Origin of the sequence: Paenibacillus sp. M2, assembly GCF_046713495.1 — a bacterium.
GTDB lineage: Bacteria > Bacillota > Bacilli > Paenibacillales > Paenibacillaceae > Paenibacillus > Paenibacillus amylolyticus_B.
Map to the genome: position 1 here is coordinate 6,509,889 of NZ_CP169648.1, position 18,070 is coordinate 6,527,958.

Annotated in this window: 17 protein-coding genes; all 17 read right to left on the minus strand. The window is 42.2% G+C overall.

The genetic code is table 11. From position 1 onward, the window contains the following. Window positions 1–51: 51 nt before the first annotated feature. The 17 genes from ligA to ACETMN_RS29905 all read right to left on the minus strand — a co-directional run bounded on the left by ligA (window position 52) and on the right by ACETMN_RS29905 (window position 18,053). Complete coding sequence (gene ligA / locus ACETMN_RS29825; RefSeq protein ID WP_091013177.1) at window positions 52–2,073, minus strand: NAD-dependent DNA ligase LigA; 2,022 nt, start codon at window positions 2,071–2,073, stop codon at window positions 52–54. 408 nt (window positions 2,074–2,481) lie between these two features. After that, window positions 2,482–4,836, minus strand: coding sequence for a DNA helicase PcrA (gene pcrA / locus ACETMN_RS29830; RefSeq protein WP_091013175.1), 2,355 nt, complete (start codon window positions 4,834–4,836; stop codon window positions 2,482–2,484). Window positions 4,837–5,357: 521 nt separating this feature from the next. Then, window positions 5,358–6,053 (minus strand): heptaprenylglyceryl phosphate synthase, encoded by a 696-nt coding sequence (locus ACETMN_RS29835; protein ID WP_373419804.1) that lies wholly within the window; start codon window positions 6,051–6,053, stop codon window positions 5,358–5,360. Between the two features lie 188 nt (window positions 6,054–6,241). Next, window positions 6,242–7,117: a phosphatidylinositol-specific phospholipase C/glycerophosphodiester phosphodiesterase family protein gene (locus tag ACETMN_RS29840; protein WP_091013171.1), complete on the minus strand. Its 876-nt coding sequence runs from the start codon at window positions 7,115–7,117 to the stop codon at window positions 6,242–6,244. 133 nt (window positions 7,118–7,250) lie between these two features. Beyond that, window positions 7,251–8,651, minus strand: coding sequence for an undecaprenyl-phosphate glucose phosphotransferase (locus ACETMN_RS29845; RefSeq protein ID WP_411735475.1), 1,401 nt, complete (start codon window positions 8,649–8,651; stop codon window positions 7,251–7,253). Next, complete coding sequence (locus ACETMN_RS29850; protein ID WP_091013166.1) at window positions 8,648–9,637, minus strand: glycosyltransferase family 2 protein; 990 nt, start codon at window positions 9,635–9,637, stop codon at window positions 8,648–8,650. The genes ACETMN_RS29845 and ACETMN_RS29850 overlap by 4 nt, the downstream gene beginning before the upstream one ends. Before the next feature lie 188 nt (window positions 9,638–9,825). Then, a complete protein-coding gene (gene cysC / locus ACETMN_RS29855; protein ID WP_091013163.1) occupies window positions 9,826–10,434 on the minus strand; it encodes an adenylyl-sulfate kinase in 609 nt (202 codons plus the stop codon). A gap of 96 nt (window positions 10,435–10,530) precedes the next feature. Further along, a complete protein-coding gene (locus tag ACETMN_RS29860) occupies window positions 10,531–11,373 on the minus strand; it encodes a sulfotransferase family protein (protein ID WP_179198403.1) in 843 nt (280 codons plus the stop codon). A 91-nt stretch (window positions 11,374–11,464) separates the two neighbouring features. Then, complete coding sequence (gene rfbD, locus ACETMN_RS29865) at window positions 11,465–12,310, minus strand: dTDP-4-dehydrorhamnose reductase (RefSeq protein WP_091013157.1); 846 nt, start codon at window positions 12,308–12,310, stop codon at window positions 11,465–11,467. After that, complete coding sequence (rfbB, locus tag ACETMN_RS29870) at window positions 12,307–13,332, minus strand: dTDP-glucose 4,6-dehydratase (RefSeq protein WP_091013155.1); 1,026 nt, start codon at window positions 13,330–13,332, stop codon at window positions 12,307–12,309. Before rfbB ends, rfbD begins: the two co-directional genes overlap by 4 nt. Before the next feature lie 28 nt (window positions 13,333–13,360). Beyond that, the gene (gene rfbC, locus ACETMN_RS29875) at window positions 13,361–13,906 is read right to left on the minus strand and encodes a dTDP-4-dehydrorhamnose 3,5-epimerase (protein ID WP_091013152.1); all 546 of its coding nucleotides are present in this window, start codon (window positions 13,904–13,906) and stop codon (window positions 13,361–13,363) included. A gap of 18 nt (window positions 13,907–13,924) precedes the next feature. Then, window positions 13,925–14,668 (minus strand): sugar phosphate nucleotidyltransferase, encoded by a 744-nt coding sequence (locus ACETMN_RS29880; protein WP_091013149.1) that lies wholly within the window; start codon window positions 14,666–14,668, stop codon window positions 13,925–13,927. Between the two features lie 17 nt (window positions 14,669–14,685). Then, the gene (locus ACETMN_RS29885; protein ID WP_411735476.1) at window positions 14,686–15,090 is read right to left on the minus strand and encodes a GtrA family protein; all 405 of its coding nucleotides are present in this window, start codon (window positions 15,088–15,090) and stop codon (window positions 14,686–14,688) included. Beyond that, complete coding sequence (locus ACETMN_RS29890) at window positions 15,041–15,976, minus strand: glycosyltransferase family 2 protein (protein ID WP_091013146.1); 936 nt, start codon at window positions 15,974–15,976, stop codon at window positions 15,041–15,043. The genes ACETMN_RS29885 and ACETMN_RS29890 overlap by 50 nt, the downstream gene beginning before the upstream one ends. Next, the gene (locus ACETMN_RS29895; protein ID WP_411735477.1) at window positions 15,957–17,042 is read right to left on the minus strand and encodes a DegT/DnrJ/EryC1/StrS family aminotransferase; all 1,086 of its coding nucleotides are present in this window, start codon (window positions 17,040–17,042) and stop codon (window positions 15,957–15,959) included. The genes ACETMN_RS29890 and ACETMN_RS29895 overlap by 20 nt, the downstream gene beginning before the upstream one ends. Window positions 17,043–17,079: 37 nt before the next feature. Beyond that, window positions 17,080–17,634, minus strand: a complete 555-nt coding sequence (locus ACETMN_RS29900) for an acyltransferase (protein ID WP_091013141.1) — start codon at window positions 17,632–17,634, stop codon at window positions 17,080–17,082. Then, window positions 17,631–18,053, minus strand: a complete 423-nt coding sequence (locus ACETMN_RS29905; protein WP_256974944.1) for a sugar 3,4-ketoisomerase — start codon at window positions 18,051–18,053, stop codon at window positions 17,631–17,633. Before ACETMN_RS29905 ends, ACETMN_RS29900 begins: the two co-directional genes overlap by 4 nt. Window positions 18,054–18,070: the final 17 nt, after the last annotated feature.

Genomic DNA, 18,070 nt, shown 5'->3' on the forward strand with positions numbered 1-18,070 from the left:
TATCCGTGTCTTCGGGGGCTTTCTTATAGGAACTCTTTTGTCCGTTATCCTCTAACCCTGTGGGTTCAAAAGACGTACAAGTTCGTCCTCATCCTCAATCGTAGGAATACCGAGATCATGGGCTTTGGTTAGTTTACTACCTGCCTTCTCTCCGGCAATAACCAAATCTGTCTTTTTCGACACACTGCCAGTCACCTTCGCTCCGAGCGCTTCCAGTCTTTGCGTTGCCTCTTCCCGCGTCAATTGGTGCAGCGTTCCGGTCAAGACGACCGTTTTACCACTGAAGAAGGAATCTTCCACAACAGCAACGGTTGGTGCCTCAGGTGCCTGTGCTTTCACACCCAAGTTAAGCATTTTCTCAATCGCAGCCTGTGTAAACGGATCTGCAAAGAAAGTTACGATGCTCTCTGCCACAATACCACCGACATCGGGTAGTTCAACCAGTTCTTCCACGGTTGCATTCATAATGGCGTGCAGATCTCGATAATGATCAGCGAGCATGCGCGTTGTCGATTTACCTGTGTTCGGAATACCCAGTGAGTATAAGAAGGAAGCCAAGTCTCTATCTTTACTAAGCTCCAGCGCAGCGATAAGGTTGTTCGCTTTCTTTTCCCCAAACCGCTCCAGCTTCACCAGATCATCAAACTGTAACGTATACAGGTCGGCAGGCTCACGTACGTTCAATTCATCATACAACTGAATCGCCGTTTTCTCACTGAACGTCTCGATGTCCATGGCATCACGGGAAGCAAAATGGGAAATACGTGCCACCGTTTGTGGTTTACACGCAAGTCTATTGTTACAGAACAAATGCGCTCCGCGTTGCTCCAGTGGGAATCCACATGCCGGACACTGCTCAGGGAAGACGATCTCCTCGCCATCACTTTCCTCCGTCACTTTACCCAGAATTTCTGGAATGACATCATTGGAGCGACGGATAAAGACCCGAGTGCCCAGAGCAAACTTCAGATTTTTGCGCTCAATATCGCCGACATTGTTCAGCGTACAGTTCTGTACCGTTACCCCGGCAAGTTCAACCGGTTCTACGCGTGCCAGCGGAGTGACTTTGCCAGTACGGCCCACATTCCATACCACAGCGTTAAGAACCGTTGTGGTCTCTTCAGCCTCGAATTTATATGCCACCGCCCAGCGAGGGAACTTATCGGTATAACCCAGCACTTCGCGGGTGCGCATGTCCGTAATTTTGATAACAGCTCCATCGATCAGATAGTCCAGCTGACCCCGGTTCTCCTGAATCGCGGCCAGTTGTTCCATCACATCATCAAACTCATGGAAATAAGTAATCGACGGATTAACTTTGAAGCGGTTCTCACGCAGGAAGTCCATCATCTGCTGATGATTGGCGAACTGAATCTCATCTGAATAACCTACGTTATAAAAGTAAGCATTCAGTCGACGCTCAGCCGTCGCCTTCGGATTCAGGTTACGCAGTGCTCCCGCTGCTGCATTCCGCGCATTCTTGAGTGGTTCTGCCGCTGTCTCGTTGTATCGCTCCAGGACAGACAGGTTCATGATACCTTCACCCTGTACTTCAATCGTGCCGCTTGTGTAAGGAATTTTGAGCGGTACAGATCTGATCGTTCTCACCTGTGCCAAAATACCTTCGCCTACAGTACCGTTCCCTCGTGTGGAGGCTTGCACCAACTCACCGTTGGTGTACGTCAGGTTCAGCGTCAATCCGTCAAATTTCAACTCAATGACGTAACCTGGTTCCGGTAAAGGTGTATCGGGATTTTTGCTGTTATAGTCGTTGATCAGTTTCAGTACACGGGTATTCCAGCTGCGCAGCTGCTCAATATTTTGCGCTTTGTCCAGACTCCATAATGAAGATAAATGGCGATGTGGGGTAAACCCTTTGAGCAGTTCGCCGCCCACACGCTGTGTTGGAGAATCAGGCAGAACCATGCCGCTTTCCTGTTCCAGCGTAACCAGTTCATCGTACAGAAGATCATACTCCTTATCGCTGATCTGTGGCTGATCCATCGTGTAGTACTGATAATTATGCTGGTTCAGCTCGGTAACGAGTTGCTCCATCCGGTGCATCGGGTCCATACAGGGCCATCCCTCCGTTAATTTGATCTATGTAGAACTAACACTCCTATTGCACGTGAACTCTGATAACAGAATAACTTTCCATCGTTGATATCACTACATAATTTCAATGAATGAATATCCACACTGACACTCCGATAACAGAATAACTTTCCGATCGCTGTTATCCCCGGATTTCTTTTAATCCATTTTAAAAGGTGGAAATCCGGGGATAAAGGCGAACGCTATGCTTCTTCAAGTTATTTCTGCTCTCTCCGTTATCGTGTGGATGTTAGATTGAACTTATATAGATTTCTATTCATATCAATCTGGTTTAGAAATCCCGTGAAAAAAACGAGAGAAAAAGCAATTTTTTTTATGGAAGTTATTTCTGTTCTCTCTGTTATCGTGCAAAAGGAGGTTTCGTTCTTATTCTACTTTCGTAATAGGGGCAAAGCCGGCAAGCAAACGTTTCACACCCACCGGAGCCGGGAAGGCAATCTGCAGTTCGGTATCATTACCTGTCCCTTTGACCGCAACAATGGTGCCTGTCCCCCATTTGCCATGCTGTACTTTATCTCCTGCCTTGAATCCTGTTTCACCATCAGAAGCTACCGGCTTGGAAGCAGACGATGGCGTAGAGTATGTTGGGCGGGAGGTACTTGTGGTCACACGCGAAGTTGGCGTGGATGAGGTAGCAGATGAACCGCTCTTGCTTTGGTGATCAAAGAGCTTGGTGCCACCACCGAAGTTACTTCCTCCACTGGAACCTAGTCCACGTCCACCATATGAGCCGCCTCCGCTACTTCCGCGACGGTAACGATCACGAGCCATAGAGGTGTCTTCCTTCAGCTCATCCGGAATTTCATCCAGGAAGCGGGAAGGCGGGTTCGCTGTGGTACGTCCAAACAACGTCCGCATCTGTGCACAAGACAGGAAAAGTTGCTCTTCCGCACGGGTGATCCCTACATAAGCAAGTCGGCGTTCTTCTTCCAGTTCTTCATTGTCCATAAAGGCACGGCTATGCGGGAAGACTCCTTCCTCCATACCCACGATAAAGACAACCGGGAACTCCAGACCTTTGGCGCTATGCATGGTCATCAGGGTAACAGCGTCGCTCTGATCCTCTTCATCATCGTTCATGCTGTCGATGTCCGCAATCAATGCCAGATCGGTGAGGAACGAAACGAGAGTTTTGTCTTCATTATTTTTCTCAAATTCCATCGTTACCGACAGGAACTCTTCAATGTTCTCCAGCCGTGCACGAGATTCGAGTGTATTTTCATTTTGCATCTCAAGACGATATTGGCTCATCTCAAGGATCTTCTCGGTCAGTTCAGTTACAGACAGATATTCTACCATCTGATGCAGAGCAGCGATCATGTCATAGAACTCCACCAACGCATTACGCGTACGACCAGCAAAACCAAGATCATCCACGACCTGAAGTACTCGGAAAATGGAAATTCCACGCTCTCCTGCAGCAGCCGCTAGCTTCCCTACTGTTGTATCCCCGATGCTACGTTTCGGTACATTAATGATCCGGGTAAGGCTGATATCATCGTCGGGGTTGGATAACAGGCGCAGATACGCCAGAATGTCCTTGATCTCTTTGCGATCATAGAACTTGATTCCGCCGACAATCTGATACGGAATATCAGACTTGATCAGAATTTCCTCTATAACCCGGGACTGGGCATTGGTACGGTACAAAATGGCATGGTTCTGATAGGATTTGCCGTTCTTCACATTTTTACTAATCTCGGAGGTTACAAAATACCCCTCATCATGTTCGGAATCCGCACGGTACACCTTAATCTTCGAACCACCCTCTTTGTCCGTCCACAGTTTCTTCGGTTTACGCCCTGTATTCAGGCCGATCACTTCATTCGCTGCATTCAGGATATTGGAAGTAGAACGATAGTTCTGCTCCAGCAAAATCGTATTTGCTTCAGGGTAATCTTTCTCAAAGTTCAGGATATTACTGATATCCGCCCCACGCCAGCGATAGATCGACTGGTCACTATCTCCTACAACGCAGATGTGGTGGTGACTGTCCGCGAGCATGCGGCACAACATGTACTGTGCACGGTTCGTATCCTGATACTCGTCCACGTGAATGTACTGGAATTTCTTTTGGTAAAAGTCGAGAACTTCCGGCACTTCTTTGAACAGTTGAATGGTCTGCATAATGAGATCGTCGAAATCAAGTGAGTTGTTGGCTCTTAACCGTTTCTGGTACATCTTATATACCTTCGCCACAATACCTTCGAAATAATCTCCCGACTGCTTCTCATATTGCTCCGGACTGATCAGTTCATTCTTGGCCGTGCTCATCATCGATTGAACTGCTTTGGGCTCAAATTTCTTGGTATCAATATTCTGATCTTTCATACAGCTACGAATTACAGATAATTGGTCCGATGAGTCCAAAATACTGAAGTTGGAGGTAAAGCCAATACGTTCAATGTCACGGCGCAAAATACGCACACACATGGAGTGGAATGTGGATACCCAAATGTCGCGGCCCTGGGAGCCACCTACGAGTTGGGAAACCCGGTCTTGCATCTCACGAGCGGCTTTGTTCGTAAAGGTAATCGCTAAAATGCCCCACGGGGGCGCCTTCCGTGTTGCAATGAGGTAGGCAATCCGGTGTGTCAGCACCCGGGTCTTGCCGGAGCCCGCTCCGGCCATAATCAGCAGCGGGCCATCCGTCGCCTCGACGGCTTGCCGTTGAGGGGTGTTAAGCCGTGCAACGGCATCATGTATATTTACAGGTTGCATGCATGCATGCTCCTTTCATTGGTTGGTCTATAGAGCAAAATTAATAGGTTACACTCGCCACTCCGATGACAGAATAATCTTCCGATCGCTGTTATTCCCGGATTTTTCGATCTACTTTTTCAAAGGTAAAAATCCGGTAATAAATGCGAGCACTTCGTTTCTCCAGCTTATTTCTGTCCTCTACGTTTATCGTGTAAAAATTAGTTTAGCTTAAATTTAAGGGCAGTAAAAATACAAGAGAGAACACTTTTTTTTCAGTTTGCTTCTGCACTCTCCGTTTTTGTGTAAACATAGTTCCTGTAATCGAATTTCTTAGTAAAAAAGAACAAAGTCAGGTAATAGAAGTATGCTTAGGATTTAGCTTTATTACAGAAAGCTTTTAACGAGCATTTCGATTCTCCAGCTCACTTCTCTCCTCTTCGTTCTCGCGTAAACAACATTACGCTCATATAACTTCTTTAATTAGTAAGGGCAAAGTTCTATTTTAACAGATCATAAGGGGAAAATGGGGGAATGGTAAACTAAACCGTTTCATCGTTACCTTTTACGGCCAACACCGTCTCAAGTGCTTTGTTCAGATCACTATACACGATATTACCTACAACGATGGTATCTGCCACCTGAGCAGCTTGCGCGGCTTTCTCCGGATCATCAATTCCGCCGCCGTAGATGAGGTGTGCCCGATCCAGTTGTCTGTATGTCTCACCAACAAGCTCCATATCTCCGAACGTTCCGCTGTACTCCATGTATACAATTGGAAGATTGAGCAGACGCTCCGCTGCCTGCGCATATGCCACCGCAGCTCCTGTCGTCAGATCCGTATCTGCACCCGTCAACCGCGCTACCGTGGAGTTTGCATTAAGCACAATATAACCCTCGGCAATCAGCAGATCCCATGGGATCAGATAACCGTAACGCTCTATGGCTTGCTGGTGGTGCCCAATCATCCATTTGCTGTCCGTTGCATTCAGGACCATCGGGATCAGATATCCGTCAAATCCGGGAACAACAGCCTCCAGATTGGATACTTCAAGCACACAGGGCAACTCATAGCGACGCACGCGGGACATCAGGTCTACCGTGTTATCATAAGTAATTCCTGAAGATCCACCGACGATAATTGCATCGGTCCCCGACATGCAGACCAGATTGAGTTCTTCGTCTGTAATCTCCCGGTCCGGGTCAAGCTTAAATACATGTCTCCACTTCTTAATCATGTCTATCAACGAACATTCCTCCAGAGGTTCTTCTGCATCCTAGAAAGCTTGTAAACTAAGTCTAAGTCAGCAGGCAGTGAGTGTCAATGTTCGTATAAAAAGGGGAACAGAAAATCACAGACATTTCCCGCTCCTGGTTAGGGAAAAGCCTGTGGTTTGGATTTTGTTATAATTATAATTTCGACATTTTACGGTTTCCAGGCAAACCGTGTATTCATCTCATCCAGCTCCTGCTCCGTCAGCACGTCCGAGTACACCCCGTACACGCCCCACTTCTCATAGTTAGCCACCTGTTCAGTGTCATTGATGGTATGCACGTAGGTGACTGAGCCTGCACTATTGAGCTTGGCGACGAAATTCTGGTTTACTTTATATTCCGGCATAGTCACGGCATCAATATCATTTTTTTGAACAAAATCAACAACCTGATCTTCTGTATCCTGTGTGGCATATAACGTATAGATAATGGAAGGGAATGCATAGACTTCTTTCACCGTTTCAAGCATGGGTTCGTTATAGATCTGTACAACCACGCGATCCAGCACAGAGGGATCATGTTCTTTGGCAGCATCCACCAGGGATCTTAACACCTGCTGAATATCCTCATCCTTCTGTTCCTTGGTGTCGGTTACGATATACATATCCGGGTATTTAGCCAGTACATCTATAATGCCGTCTGCATCCATAGGCTGGTACATACCCAGAATAGGCGTATTCATGAACTCATCATGTGTCAGCGCCCCGGCCTGTTTATCCTCCGAAAGTTCTTCGTCTTGTCCTAACATTTTGCTCATATTCGCGGTCCATTCATGTCTGGCTACGGCTTTGCGATCTGATGTCAGCATAAAGTCGATCTCAAATACACGTGTGCCTTTCTCGTAATTGGCAATCATCGCTTCATAGGCGTTGGTATATGGTTGATCCCTGATGCTGCCCATCGCATGGGCGATTAATCTATAAGCGGTAAATCCGTCACGTTGTTCCTCACTCTCGCTTTCATAGGCGAAAAAGAGTGTGCCCACGGTAACGATCAGTAGTATTAACACGGCGGCAATGCGTTTCATATCACATTCACATCCTCAGTACCTTTTTGTTAGCTAACTACCCGAATTGAGGAGGCGTAAAACAAAACAGCCGCTCGAAGGCGGCTGTTAAATGGTGGGATGAAAGATTGTAAATCAATACCGTTAGGTAATCCTAATATGCATTCTTGAGACCATTTCGAATGGTTTCCCATATGATTTTGATATCGAATAATAAAGACCAGTTTTCAATGTAAAAGATATCTTGTTCAATACGATCCTCGATTGAGGTATCTCCTCGTAGTCCCTTGCTCTGTGCTAATCCTGTTATTCCCGGGCGAACGTGGTGTTTGATCATATATTTCGGGATTTCATCCCGGAATTGGTTGACGTAGTAAGGACGTTCTGGCCGAGGGCCAACTACACTCATATGGCCAAGCAAAACATTGAAAAATTGAGGTAACTCATCCAGACTTGTGCGTCTAATAAAAGTGCCAAAAGCCGTTCGTCGCGGATCATTCTTGGTGGACCACCCTGTGTCCATTGTGCCCTCAGGAATGAATTTCATCGAGCGGAATTTGAACATCATGAAGTTGCGTCGGTTAAGTCCTACTCGCTCTTGTTTGAAGATGACGGGCCCAGAAGAAGTAAGTCGTACTCCTACCGCGACAACGAGCATTACCGGAGAAGTTAAGAGGATCGCAGTGAGAGAGAAAAGAATATCGAAAGTTCTCTTCATCAATCGGTTCACCGCAATATCCAGTGGAATGTCGCGAACGTTAATCATAGGCATACCCGCAAAGTTATCGAAATGCGGCCGTGCTGGCAAGTAATCAAAGAAATCAGGAATGATTAGTGTCCGGACACCAGCTTTCTCACACACATTGATAATATGCGAATACTTATCATGAGCATCCAGAGGTAATGCCAGAATGACTTCATCAAGAAGATGCGTAGACAAGAACTCTTCCAGTTCGTCGATTCGGCCAAGAATGGGTTTGTATCTTTTCTGTTCACTCTGATCCCAGTGACGGTAATCATCCAGGAATCCAGTCACTTCATATCCAAGTTCGGGATAATTTCTAAGGTTGTCATAGAAACGTTTACCTAGTGATCCAGCACCAAGGATGAGCACAAACTGACGGTTGAAGCCTTTTTTGCGCAAGCGTTTCAGTTGTACTTTCACTATATAGCGATAGAAGAGTGTAAATGCTACATTGCCAATCATATACATGGCGAGATATGCACGAGAGATGTTTACTTCCTTGAAAAAGAACATCAGGCTCAGCAGCATAAAGAAGGCTATGCCATGAGACTGAACGATTTTCCAAAGTTCGTCTACAAATCGTTTTTTTCGCTTGGCTATATACAGGGAAGACATCAGTCCTGTGATGATGGCAAGAACTGCGTAAACCAAGCTCCACATCATATACTTCTCTATAGGTAGTGGATTTTGGTTCGTTAACAGGTCACTCTCAAATTTTAGCCACCAGGCCAACAAAAATGAAAGCTGGATTACGCCAAAATCAGCCGCAATATACAATTGAGTTAGAAATCGTTGATTACGCCGAATCATGGGTTCACCTCGGAAGATGCTTCATTCTCCGCTCTCATGCGGGTTGCAGTCTGCCCTTGTCGAGAAGGAAGGGACAATTTGCTGCGCAGCAGGGACAAAGTAAATTTGAGCGAGATGCCCACCCACACAGCTGTATTCGTGAGTAGATTGTACTTCTTCGCGTAGTGTTTGCGGTGGAACACCCACATCGCTCTATGAAACTCGTACGTAATTTTCAAAGGTTTGCGACGAGCACTTCCACCCTTATAATGCACAATATATGTACGTGGATAATAATAAATGCCCCATCCAGCCTCTTTAATGCGATAACACCAGTCGATATCTTCACCATACATAAAAAACGTCTCGTCCAATCCACCAACCTGCTCAATGGTTTCCTGACGTACCAGCATAAATGCACCAACGAGACAATCTACGGGATATTCATCATCCGGACTGAGATGCCCCAATTGATATTGATTAAACTTCGGCCGATCCGGGAAAAGTCGAGAAAGCCCAAATGCGTAATAAAATGACGCCGTGGGTGTCGGAAATCCTCTCTTGCAGGCTTTATCCAGTGAACCATCAGGAAGAATAACTTTGCAACCAGAAGCCCCCATCTCAGGATGACGATCCATAAAATAGACCATGGTATGCAACGTATCGGGCTGGATAACCGTATCCGAATTAAGCAGCAGAATATAACGTCCGCTGGCAATGTCCATTCCTTGATTGTTGGCCACAGCGAAGCCTGTATTATTTGAATTGGCAATCATGCAAACATCGGGATACGCTTTTTGAATGGCTCGAACCGAATCATCTTGTGAAGCATTGTCTACGACAATTAGCTCGTATTGGTAAGAGGTCTTGGAAGCATAAACCGATGCCAGGCAATCCAGTGTCAGTTGACGTGTATTGTAGTTAACGATGATGATAGTTATATCAGTAATATCGACCCCTTCTATATTTTCATCATGTAAAATGGCACCATTAATAGATCTGCTCATTTCCTAAAAACTCCCGACTATTATTTCCAAAGTAGAATTTGTCTAAAAGAACCCATCTACTGGGAGTATAGCATATATGGATAAACGATCTAAAGGCAACTTTTAATTGTGGATGACATTTGAATAAATGGAAAAGCTATAAGCTCTACGTTCTCAGCTGATGCTTACCATTCTGGGCAGAACTTCAATTAAATCAATTTATTAATCAAAAGATAATCAACAACAATATTGACACAATCATGAAAGCTCTGTTTATCGGTCTCAACTATCAGTTCAGGATTGATTGGTTCTTCATATGGAGCAGATATTCCTGTAAAGTTAATAATCTCTCCTTTTATCGCTTTTTCATAAAGCCCCTTCGTATCCCGTTTTATACATTCTTCAACAGGACATTTCACAAAAATTTCTACAAACTCTCCTGGTTCAAACAAACTGCGAACATTTTCTCGATCTTCTGTATAAGGAGATATGAATGCAGCAAGAACAATTAATCCAGCATCAACAAAAAGCTTGGACACTTCACCAACTCTTCGTATATTCTCTTTACGATCTTCAGGTTTAAACCCCAAATTAACATTCAGTCCATGTCTGAGATTGTCCCCATCAAGAACATACGTTCTCATACCTCGATCATGTAAAACTTTCTCTAGTGCTACACTTATCGTAGATTTCCCAGAGCCTGATAACCCCGTTAACCACAGGACGCAACTTTTGTGTTGATTTAATTCATATCTATCAGCCCTAGTAACAAAATTCTCGTGATAGACAATATTTTGATGAGTATATTCCGTATTCATATCTCCTTACACCCTTACATAATTATATTTAAGCTTATATGATTTCAAGTACGAAAACTCTCAGTTAAGCATACTGTTAATAGTATCTAAACACCTTCATTTACGATAACCAAAAAAGTTGATAGCTTCTATAGCTTGTTTATTGATAACATCAAGGATGTCTTGTCTTATGTTCTCTTTCCATGCATATGCTCTTGTTTTCATAATATCTTTGCTTATGTTCTCATGATGAGATACATTATGATATTTTTGAGCTCGCGTTGATTTCTCTAACATGTTTTCGTCAAAAGGAACCCCTAAAAAGTCTGTCAACTGATGTAATATATTATGCGGTTCATTAAGCAAATCTTCATATTTTATAAGAGTATATTTTTGATTATTTTTACTATACAAGTGATTGAGATACAAGTTTGAATCGCACCACATTCTTGGAAAAAAGGTTTCGATGTTATCTTTCCAGTCAACATCCCAATCGACGTTTTTTAAAGAAAGAATAACGTCTCTTACATCTCTTACAATATGAATTATCTTAATAGACTCTGAACCAAGACCAGTTTCTTCAAGAACTCTAATATTTAAGAGATCATTAGGAGATTTATCTCCCCCAATCATTGCACCATTATTTTTAGCAGAAGCATTAAACAAGTTAGACAAAATAGAATCTAACTTATAATCCGACTTCCAAACAATATTGATTACTTCATTTACTGACAAAGATTGTCCCAGGCTACAAGAAAAACGTTTAGAGGACACAATCATCGTTGAGATTAAAGACTTACCAATAGCCTCATCTTCTATCCGATTTAAGATAAAAGACAATGGAACAATAAAATCCGTTTCATCAGGTATATGAATATGATTATTGGCACTCAACAATGTAGAGAGTAATGTGGTTCCCGACCTAGGAGAACCGAATATTATAAAAATATCTATCCCCACTCTCAAATTAAATGTTTATCAAAATAGATCTCTTCCAAATCCAATAGTTTTAATAAACATAGGATTTAGAAGAGACGTCTATTTTTACACCTTATATCTCTTTCAGGAAGTCTTTTAACCCTTCGCGCCATAATCGCAAATCGGAAAAACCATTGGTACGAATCGATGTATGATCCATAACTGAATTACGCGGTCGCAGAGCAGGGCGTGGAAATTGTTCGGTCGTACAAGGCTCCAACTTAGCATACACGCCTACTTTCGACTCTTCAAAGATAGCCTGAGCGAATTCATACCATGTACATTCTCCTTGATTCGAAGCATGATAAATCCCGTATTTTTCAGAGGATATAAGCTCAAGAAGAAATTTAGCTAAATCCACAGTATACGTTGGCGATCCTTTTTGATCGTTCACAACTTGTAACTTCGGTTTTTGCTGTCCAAGTTTCAACATTGTTTTCACAAAATTATTCCCATAACTGCCATACACCCACGAAGTGCGGACAATAAACCAACGTGAAGATAAAGATTGTACCAAAACTTCCCCAGCTCGCTTGGATTTCCCATAAATACTTTGCGGATTGGTATTGTCATATTCCTGATAGGGAATCTCAGACATGCCGTCAAATACGTAATCAGTACTGATATATATAATTTTTGCTCCTACCTGCTCAGAAGCTACCGTAACATTACGCGTTCCTACGGTATTGACTCGATATGCTCTGTCTGGCTCCAACTCAGCATCATCAACTGCGGTATAGGCTGCACAGTGAATGACTACCTCTGGATGGTAGGTTGCTATGACTTCCTTACATTGCTGATAATCAGTAATGTCCAATCGTTCGCGATCACATCCCAAAACATCGTGCCCCTCTTTTTCCAAGAGAAGCACTACATCACGTCCCAGTTGTCCGCTAGCTCCGGTCACCAAAACCCTCATTCCGTAGTTTCTCCTAAACGAGACCCATACTGCTTTTCATAGTACTCTTGATAAGCACCAGATTGAATCCGTGTCCACCATTCTTTGTTATCCAGATACCACTCTATTGTTTCTTTTATGCCCGTCTCGAAGTTGTATTTCGGCTTCCAGCCAAGCTCCGACATTGTTTTAGTGGGATCAATACCGTATCTTCTGTCATGTCCAAGGCGATCCTGTACATACTGAATCAAAGATTCAGGTTTACCTAACTGTTCCAGAATGGTTTGTACAATGTGTACGTTTGTTCGCTCGTTATTTCCACCGATATTGTAGACTTCACCATTCCGTCCCTTATGGATAATCAGATCAATTGCACTACAATGATCTTCTACATACAACCAATCCCGAATGTTTAAGCCGTCACCATAAACTGGCAATGCTTCATCACTCAGTGCACGGGAGATCATAAGTGGAATAAGTTTCTCTGGAAATTGCAGTGGGCCATAGTTATTAGAACATCGAGTAATATTTACAGGCAAGCCAAATGTTTCATGATAAGCCCGTACTAGTAAATCTCCTCCGGCTTTAGAAGCAGAATAAGGGCTATTCGGCTGTAAAGGAGTATCCTCAGTAAATAGACCCGTAGATCCGAGTGATCCGTAAACTTCGTCTGTAGATACTTGAACAAATTTAGTGATGTTATGTTTTCTGGCTGCATCCAACAGAACTTGGGTACCATTAACATTTGTTCTAACAAAAACATCTGGTTCAAGAATACTGCGATCCACATGAGATTCAGCAGCAAAGTTGACAACTACATCTACATCTTGACCAATCAGGCGATCCATGTCTGCTGCATCTGTTATATCTGCTTTTACGAAGATATGGCGATTGTTTCCTTCAAGGGATTTCAAGTTTTCCAGATTACCCGCGTAGGTAAGAGCATCTACATTAATAATTTCATAATCTGGGTATTGCTTAAGCATATACATAACGAAATTACTTCCAATAAATCCGGCACCGCCGGTAACGAGCAGTTTCATGGGATTGAAACCTCCTGTTCCTTTGCTATCAAAAATTCATTTCTGCATCCTTAAAAAGTGGTTGCTTTGTGTCTTTCTCTGATAATATGGGGTTAGATGTAGGCCAATCTATTCCAAGTGATGGATCATTCCACAATATTCCACGGTCATGCTCTGGAGAATAGTATTCGTCCACTTTATACAACACTTGGGTATTAGGTACCAACGTACAAAAACCATGAGCAAACCCTTTAGGCACTAGCAACTGTCTATAATTATACTCACTTAGGATAAATGCCTCCCAATGACCGTACGTTGGAGATTCTTTACGTATATCCAAAATAACATCGTAGATCGCTCCAGCGATAACACGGATTAATTTGGTTTGGTCTCTGGGGTCGAGCTGATAATGCAAGCCACGTAGTACACCTGGTTGTGCAGAAAGAGACTGATTGTCTTGTATGAATTGATAATTTAGTCCCTTCTGCAACATGACTTGTTCATTGTAACTTTCCATAAAGAAACCACGATTATCTCCATGAACAATGGGTTCAAGCAATACTGCGTCATGCAGCTTGGAGGAAGTCACTTTCATCATTGAACTCCCCTTATATTATATTTTTAGTTTTCCAAACTCTTCTCCAAACTGAATTTCTTGAGAAAGCTCGTTAGCTCTAGCAAGAGAGGCATGTGTACCTGCATCAGTCCACCAACCTTGCAAGATGTCAAAGCTTAATTCTCCTTTTTGAATATATGCATTGTTTACATCCGTTATTTCAAGCTCACCACGTCCAGAGGGTTTCAAAGTTTTAATGATATCAAAGACTGTGCTATCAAACATGTATATTCCAGTCACTGCATAATTGCTCTTAGGCATCTGCGGCTTTTCTTCAATTGATACTATACGTTCGCCTTCAATTTCAGGAACACCGAAACGTTGCGGATCTGCAACCTCCTGAATTAAAATCTTTGCTCCAGTTCGCTGAGCTCTAAAATTATCCACGTAAGTACTAATATCATCCGAAAATACATTATCCCCCAATATGACGGTCATTTGGTCATTCCCCACAAAATGTTTTGCAAGATCTAGAGCTTGAGCAATGCCTCCAGCCTCATCTTGAACTTTGTAAGTGAAAGTAACTCCCATATCTTTCCCACTACCAAGAAGATTGACGACATCTCCCATATGTTCTTTACCTGTCACAATAAGGATATCTTCAATACCTGCCTGTTTTAGCTTTTGCACCGAATGAAATATCATAGGATATTTCCCAACAGGAAGAAGGTGTTTATTGGTGACTTTGGTCAAGGGAAAAAGGCGTGATCCAGTACCCCCAGCAAGAATTATACCTTTCATAAAAATATCGCCTCCATTTATTTGCTTTTTATAATCATTTTTGATAGAAGAAAAGTGATTGGAACAGTAATTACCATAGCAACCAAGGGCACAATCTGAGCATGCATTTGAGCATACTCTACTAGGATATACATCAATAACATATTGACTAAATACTGTACTATATATACGACCGGAAATTTAAGGAATTTCCGAAATGATATTTTCTCTTTAAAAACAAATACAGAATTTAAATAATACGACAGAAAAATTCCTGCGACATAAGATATCGAGTAAGAAATAGAGTAATTATAGAAAAGTAACAATAATAAATACATCAGATAAGTAGCCAAGGTATTTATTCCGCCACTAATTAAAAACTTTAAAAACTCCTTATTCAAATGTTTGGTCAATAACATAGGAAGGCCGTTCCCTGCTTTCATCTAATATCCTCCAAAGATATTCTCCAATCGTTCCCAACATCACCATTATAACTCCTAATAAAAATGTAATAAGAGCCACAATCGTTGTCCATCCCTGTAACTCAATAATTCCGAATACCGTACTGAATACAACAAAAAGTCCATACAGTATGCTGAACAATGCTGTGAAGAATCCAATGAAAGACATAAATCGGATTGGAGCATAAGAAAAACTGACAAACGAGTCAACGAATAGTTTGATTTTTTTGGCTAGTGTCCATCTTGACTTGCCTAGCTTACGCTCTTGTCTGACATAAGGAATTTGAACTTGATCATGTCCAAGCCAAAAGATCAAACTCATTATATTCGTGTTCTTTTCCTGGATTTGAAGCACTTCCTGAACAACCTGCTTATCAATTAGTAAAAAATCGAATCCACCTTTAGGATATCCCTTTAAAGCCAGTTTCTCTAATAAGTAATAATATGTATTAGAGAATAGCTTCTGGGAAAAAGATTCTTCACGATCGGATCTGGTTCCAAGTACAACCTTTTTACCGATTTTCCAGTGATCCAGCATTTCTCTAAACATTTCAGGTGGGTCCTGTAAGTCAGCGGCTATAATTCCAACACAATCTCCGGTTGCATATGCTAACCCAGCTTGAATTGCAGCCATCGAGCCGAAGTTCCGGCTAAGCTTGACAACCTTAATGCGTTGATCTTGATCCCTTGCCTCAAGAAGCAACTCCAATGATTTATCTTTGGAACCATCATCAACAAATACAAACTCTAAGTCACACTCTGGCAAAAGATTTTGTAGTTTTTGCAACCGTGGCACGGTGTGTGGAATATTCAACTCATTGTAATAAATGGGCACCACTATTGAGAATTTAATTCGTTCTGTACTCATTTATAACCTCCACAACTCTCAAAACCTCTTCCATTTCCATAACTGGACTTATAGGTAGACTTACCACCTCAGCATGAATTTGCTCAGAAATAGGAAATGCAAGATCACTCCACTCTCTGTAAGCTTCTTGCTTATGAGGTGGGATCGGATAATGAATCATTGTTTGCACACCATTCCTGGTCATGTACTCCATGAAGTGATTTCGTTCCTGCACTCTAATGACAAACAAATGCCATACATGAGATTTTGAAGTATGTTGTACAATAGGTAAAATCACTTCTGGATTTAATATATGTTCAGAGTAATACGAAGCTATTTCTCTTCTTTTTTCATTGTCCTGATCAAGCCATTTTAATTTTTCATTTAATATCGGTGCCTGAAGTTCGTCTAGTCTGCTATTGTATCCCTTGTATAAATTCTCATATTTCTTATGTGAGCCATAATTACGGAGGGCCATTAATCGGTTATACAGTTCTTCATCATTTGTTGTGATCGCCCCGCCGTCTCCTAAAGCGCCTAAGTTTTTACCTGGATAAAAACTGAATGCAGCTGCATCTCCCAAATTCCCAACTCGTTTATCTCCATATAAAGCGCCGTGAGCTTGAGCACAATCTTCGATAACTTTCAGATTATATCGATTAGCTATTTCGAGAATTGGATTCATATCACAGGCTTGTCCATACAAATGAACGACTAATATTGCTTTCGTATTTGGAGTGATATGTGCTTCTATTTTGGCAGGATCCAGATTAAATGTTTGTAATTCCGGCTCTACCAAAACAGGGACAGCACCATTGGCAGAAATCGCCAATATCGAAGCGATATAAGTATTTGATGGAACGATTACTTCATCACCAGGTCCAATATCATAACCATGAATAATAAGTTCAAGCGCATCCAGTCCATTAGCCACGCCTACACAATGTTCTGTTCCACAGTATTCTGCGAAATCATTTTCAAAAGCTTTTACGCTACTACCTAAAATGTACCAACCTGAATGAAGTACTTTATGTACTCCGTCCATAAGTGCCTTCTCATGCCGTAAGTTTATTTTCTTGAGATCCAAAAAAGGAATCACTATAGTCACCTATTTCCATGAAGTATTAAATCTCAACAATCAGATTTCGATCAAGACGATATTTTTTATGACATTCCGGGCATTCCAACAATTGATTTAATTTCTCTCCACAATTACAGATATAACTCTTAAACTCTGCTGGATTCCCATACCATAGCGTATTGTTAGGGACATCTTTAGTAACAACAGAACCAGCACCCACCATAGCATATTTACCAATAGTATTCCCAGCAATTATAGTTGAATTTGCCCCTATAGATGCCCATTCTTCAAGAATGGTTTTAAGAAATTCAGTCGGGTATTGTTTAGATCGGGGTCTAAGGTCATTCGTAAAAGTAACATTAGGTCCTATAAAAACATTGTCTTCAATTCTAATTCCGTCCCAAATGTACACTCCCGACTTAACAGTAACGTTATTACCAATAACGACATCATTCTCAATAAATGTATGGTCGTTAATATTACAGTTTGAACCTATTTTTGCGTTTGGTAACACATGAGCAAACGCCCATATCCTAGTGTCGACTCCAATATCGGTAGTTTCTACAATCGCTTGGGGATGCACAAAATGACTACTCATCCGCCATATACCTCCCTAAATTGATTATAATCACGAATGTAATCTTCAGGGTCATATAAATGTGAAGCAAGAACCAAAAGTACACAATCAGCAGAGAAATCATACATTTCATGCCAATCATTCGGTTCAAGTATAAGGATTTTGGTCGGTGAGTCCAAAATAACGTCTAGTTTACGTTCAATATTATCCAAAAAAACCTTGCACGTCCCAGACACACATACTAATGCTTGTCTGGTTTTATGATGAGCATGGTATCCTCTTCGAACCCCTTCCGCTGTGCCATAGATATAAAATACCCTTTTAATTTCAAAAGGAATATCTCCACTACTCTCAAGAACAGTCAGTAACCCTCTCTCATCACCTCGCTCAATCACTCGAACAATTTCGCTAACCATTTGTGTCGCTTCTTTTTTCCTCATACAAATCCTCCTATTAC

What these genes read in the sequence shown, in the direction of transcription:
- ACETMN_RS29880 (WP_091013149.1), bottom strand. Translation starts at nt 14,668, where the DNA reads ATGAAAGGTATAATTCTTGCTGGGGGTACTGGATCACGCCTTTTTCCC.
- ACETMN_RS29845 (WP_411735475.1), bottom strand. Translation starts at nt 8,651, where the DNA reads ATGATTCGGCGTAATCAACGATTTCTAACTCAATTGTATATTGCGGCT.
- ACETMN_RS29905 (WP_256974944.1), bottom strand. Translation starts at nt 18,053, where the DNA reads ATGAGGAAAAAAGAAGCGACACAAATGGTTAGCGAAATTGTTCGAGTG.
- ACETMN_RS29890 (WP_091013146.1), bottom strand. Translation starts at nt 15,976, where the DNA reads ATGAGTACAGAACGAATTAAATTCTCAATAGTGGTGCCCATTTATTAC.
- rfbD (WP_091013157.1), bottom strand. Translation starts at nt 12,310, where the DNA reads ATGAGGGTTTTGGTGACCGGAGCTAGCGGACAACTGGGACGTGATGTA.
- cysC (WP_091013163.1), bottom strand. Translation starts at nt 10,434, where the DNA reads ATGAATACGGAATATACTCATCAAAATATTGTCTATCACGAGAATTTT.
- ACETMN_RS29840 (WP_091013171.1), bottom strand. Translation starts at nt 7,117, where the DNA reads ATGAAACGCATTGCCGCCGTGTTAATACTACTGATCGTTACCGTGGGC.
- rfbB (WP_091013155.1), bottom strand. Translation starts at nt 13,332, where the DNA reads ATGAAACTGCTCGTTACCGGCGGTGCCGGATTTATTGGAAGTAATTTC.
- ligA (WP_091013177.1), bottom strand. Translation starts at nt 2,073, where the DNA reads ATGGACCCGATGCACCGGATGGAGCAACTCGTTACCGAGCTGAACCAG.
- rfbC (WP_091013152.1), bottom strand. Translation starts at nt 13,906, where the DNA reads ATGAAAGTGACTTCCTCCAAGCTGCATGACGCAGTATTGCTTGAACCC.
- ACETMN_RS29900 (WP_091013141.1), bottom strand. Translation starts at nt 17,634, where the DNA reads ATGAGTAGTCATTTTGTGCATCCCCAAGCGATTGTAGAAACTACCGAT.
- pcrA (WP_091013175.1), bottom strand. Translation starts at nt 4,836, where the DNA reads ATGCAACCTGTAAATATACATGATGCCGTTGCACGGCTTAACACCCCT.
- ACETMN_RS29850 (WP_091013166.1), bottom strand. Translation starts at nt 9,637, where the DNA reads ATGAGCAGATCTATTAATGGTGCCATTTTACATGATGAAAATATAGAA.
- ACETMN_RS29885 (WP_411735476.1), bottom strand. Translation starts at nt 15,090, where the DNA reads ATGAAAGCAGGGAACGGCCTTCCTATGTTATTGACCAAACATTTGAAT.
- ACETMN_RS29835 (WP_373419804.1), bottom strand. Translation starts at nt 6,053, where the DNA reads ATGATTAAGAAGTGGAGACATGTATTTAAGCTTGACCCGGACCGGGAG.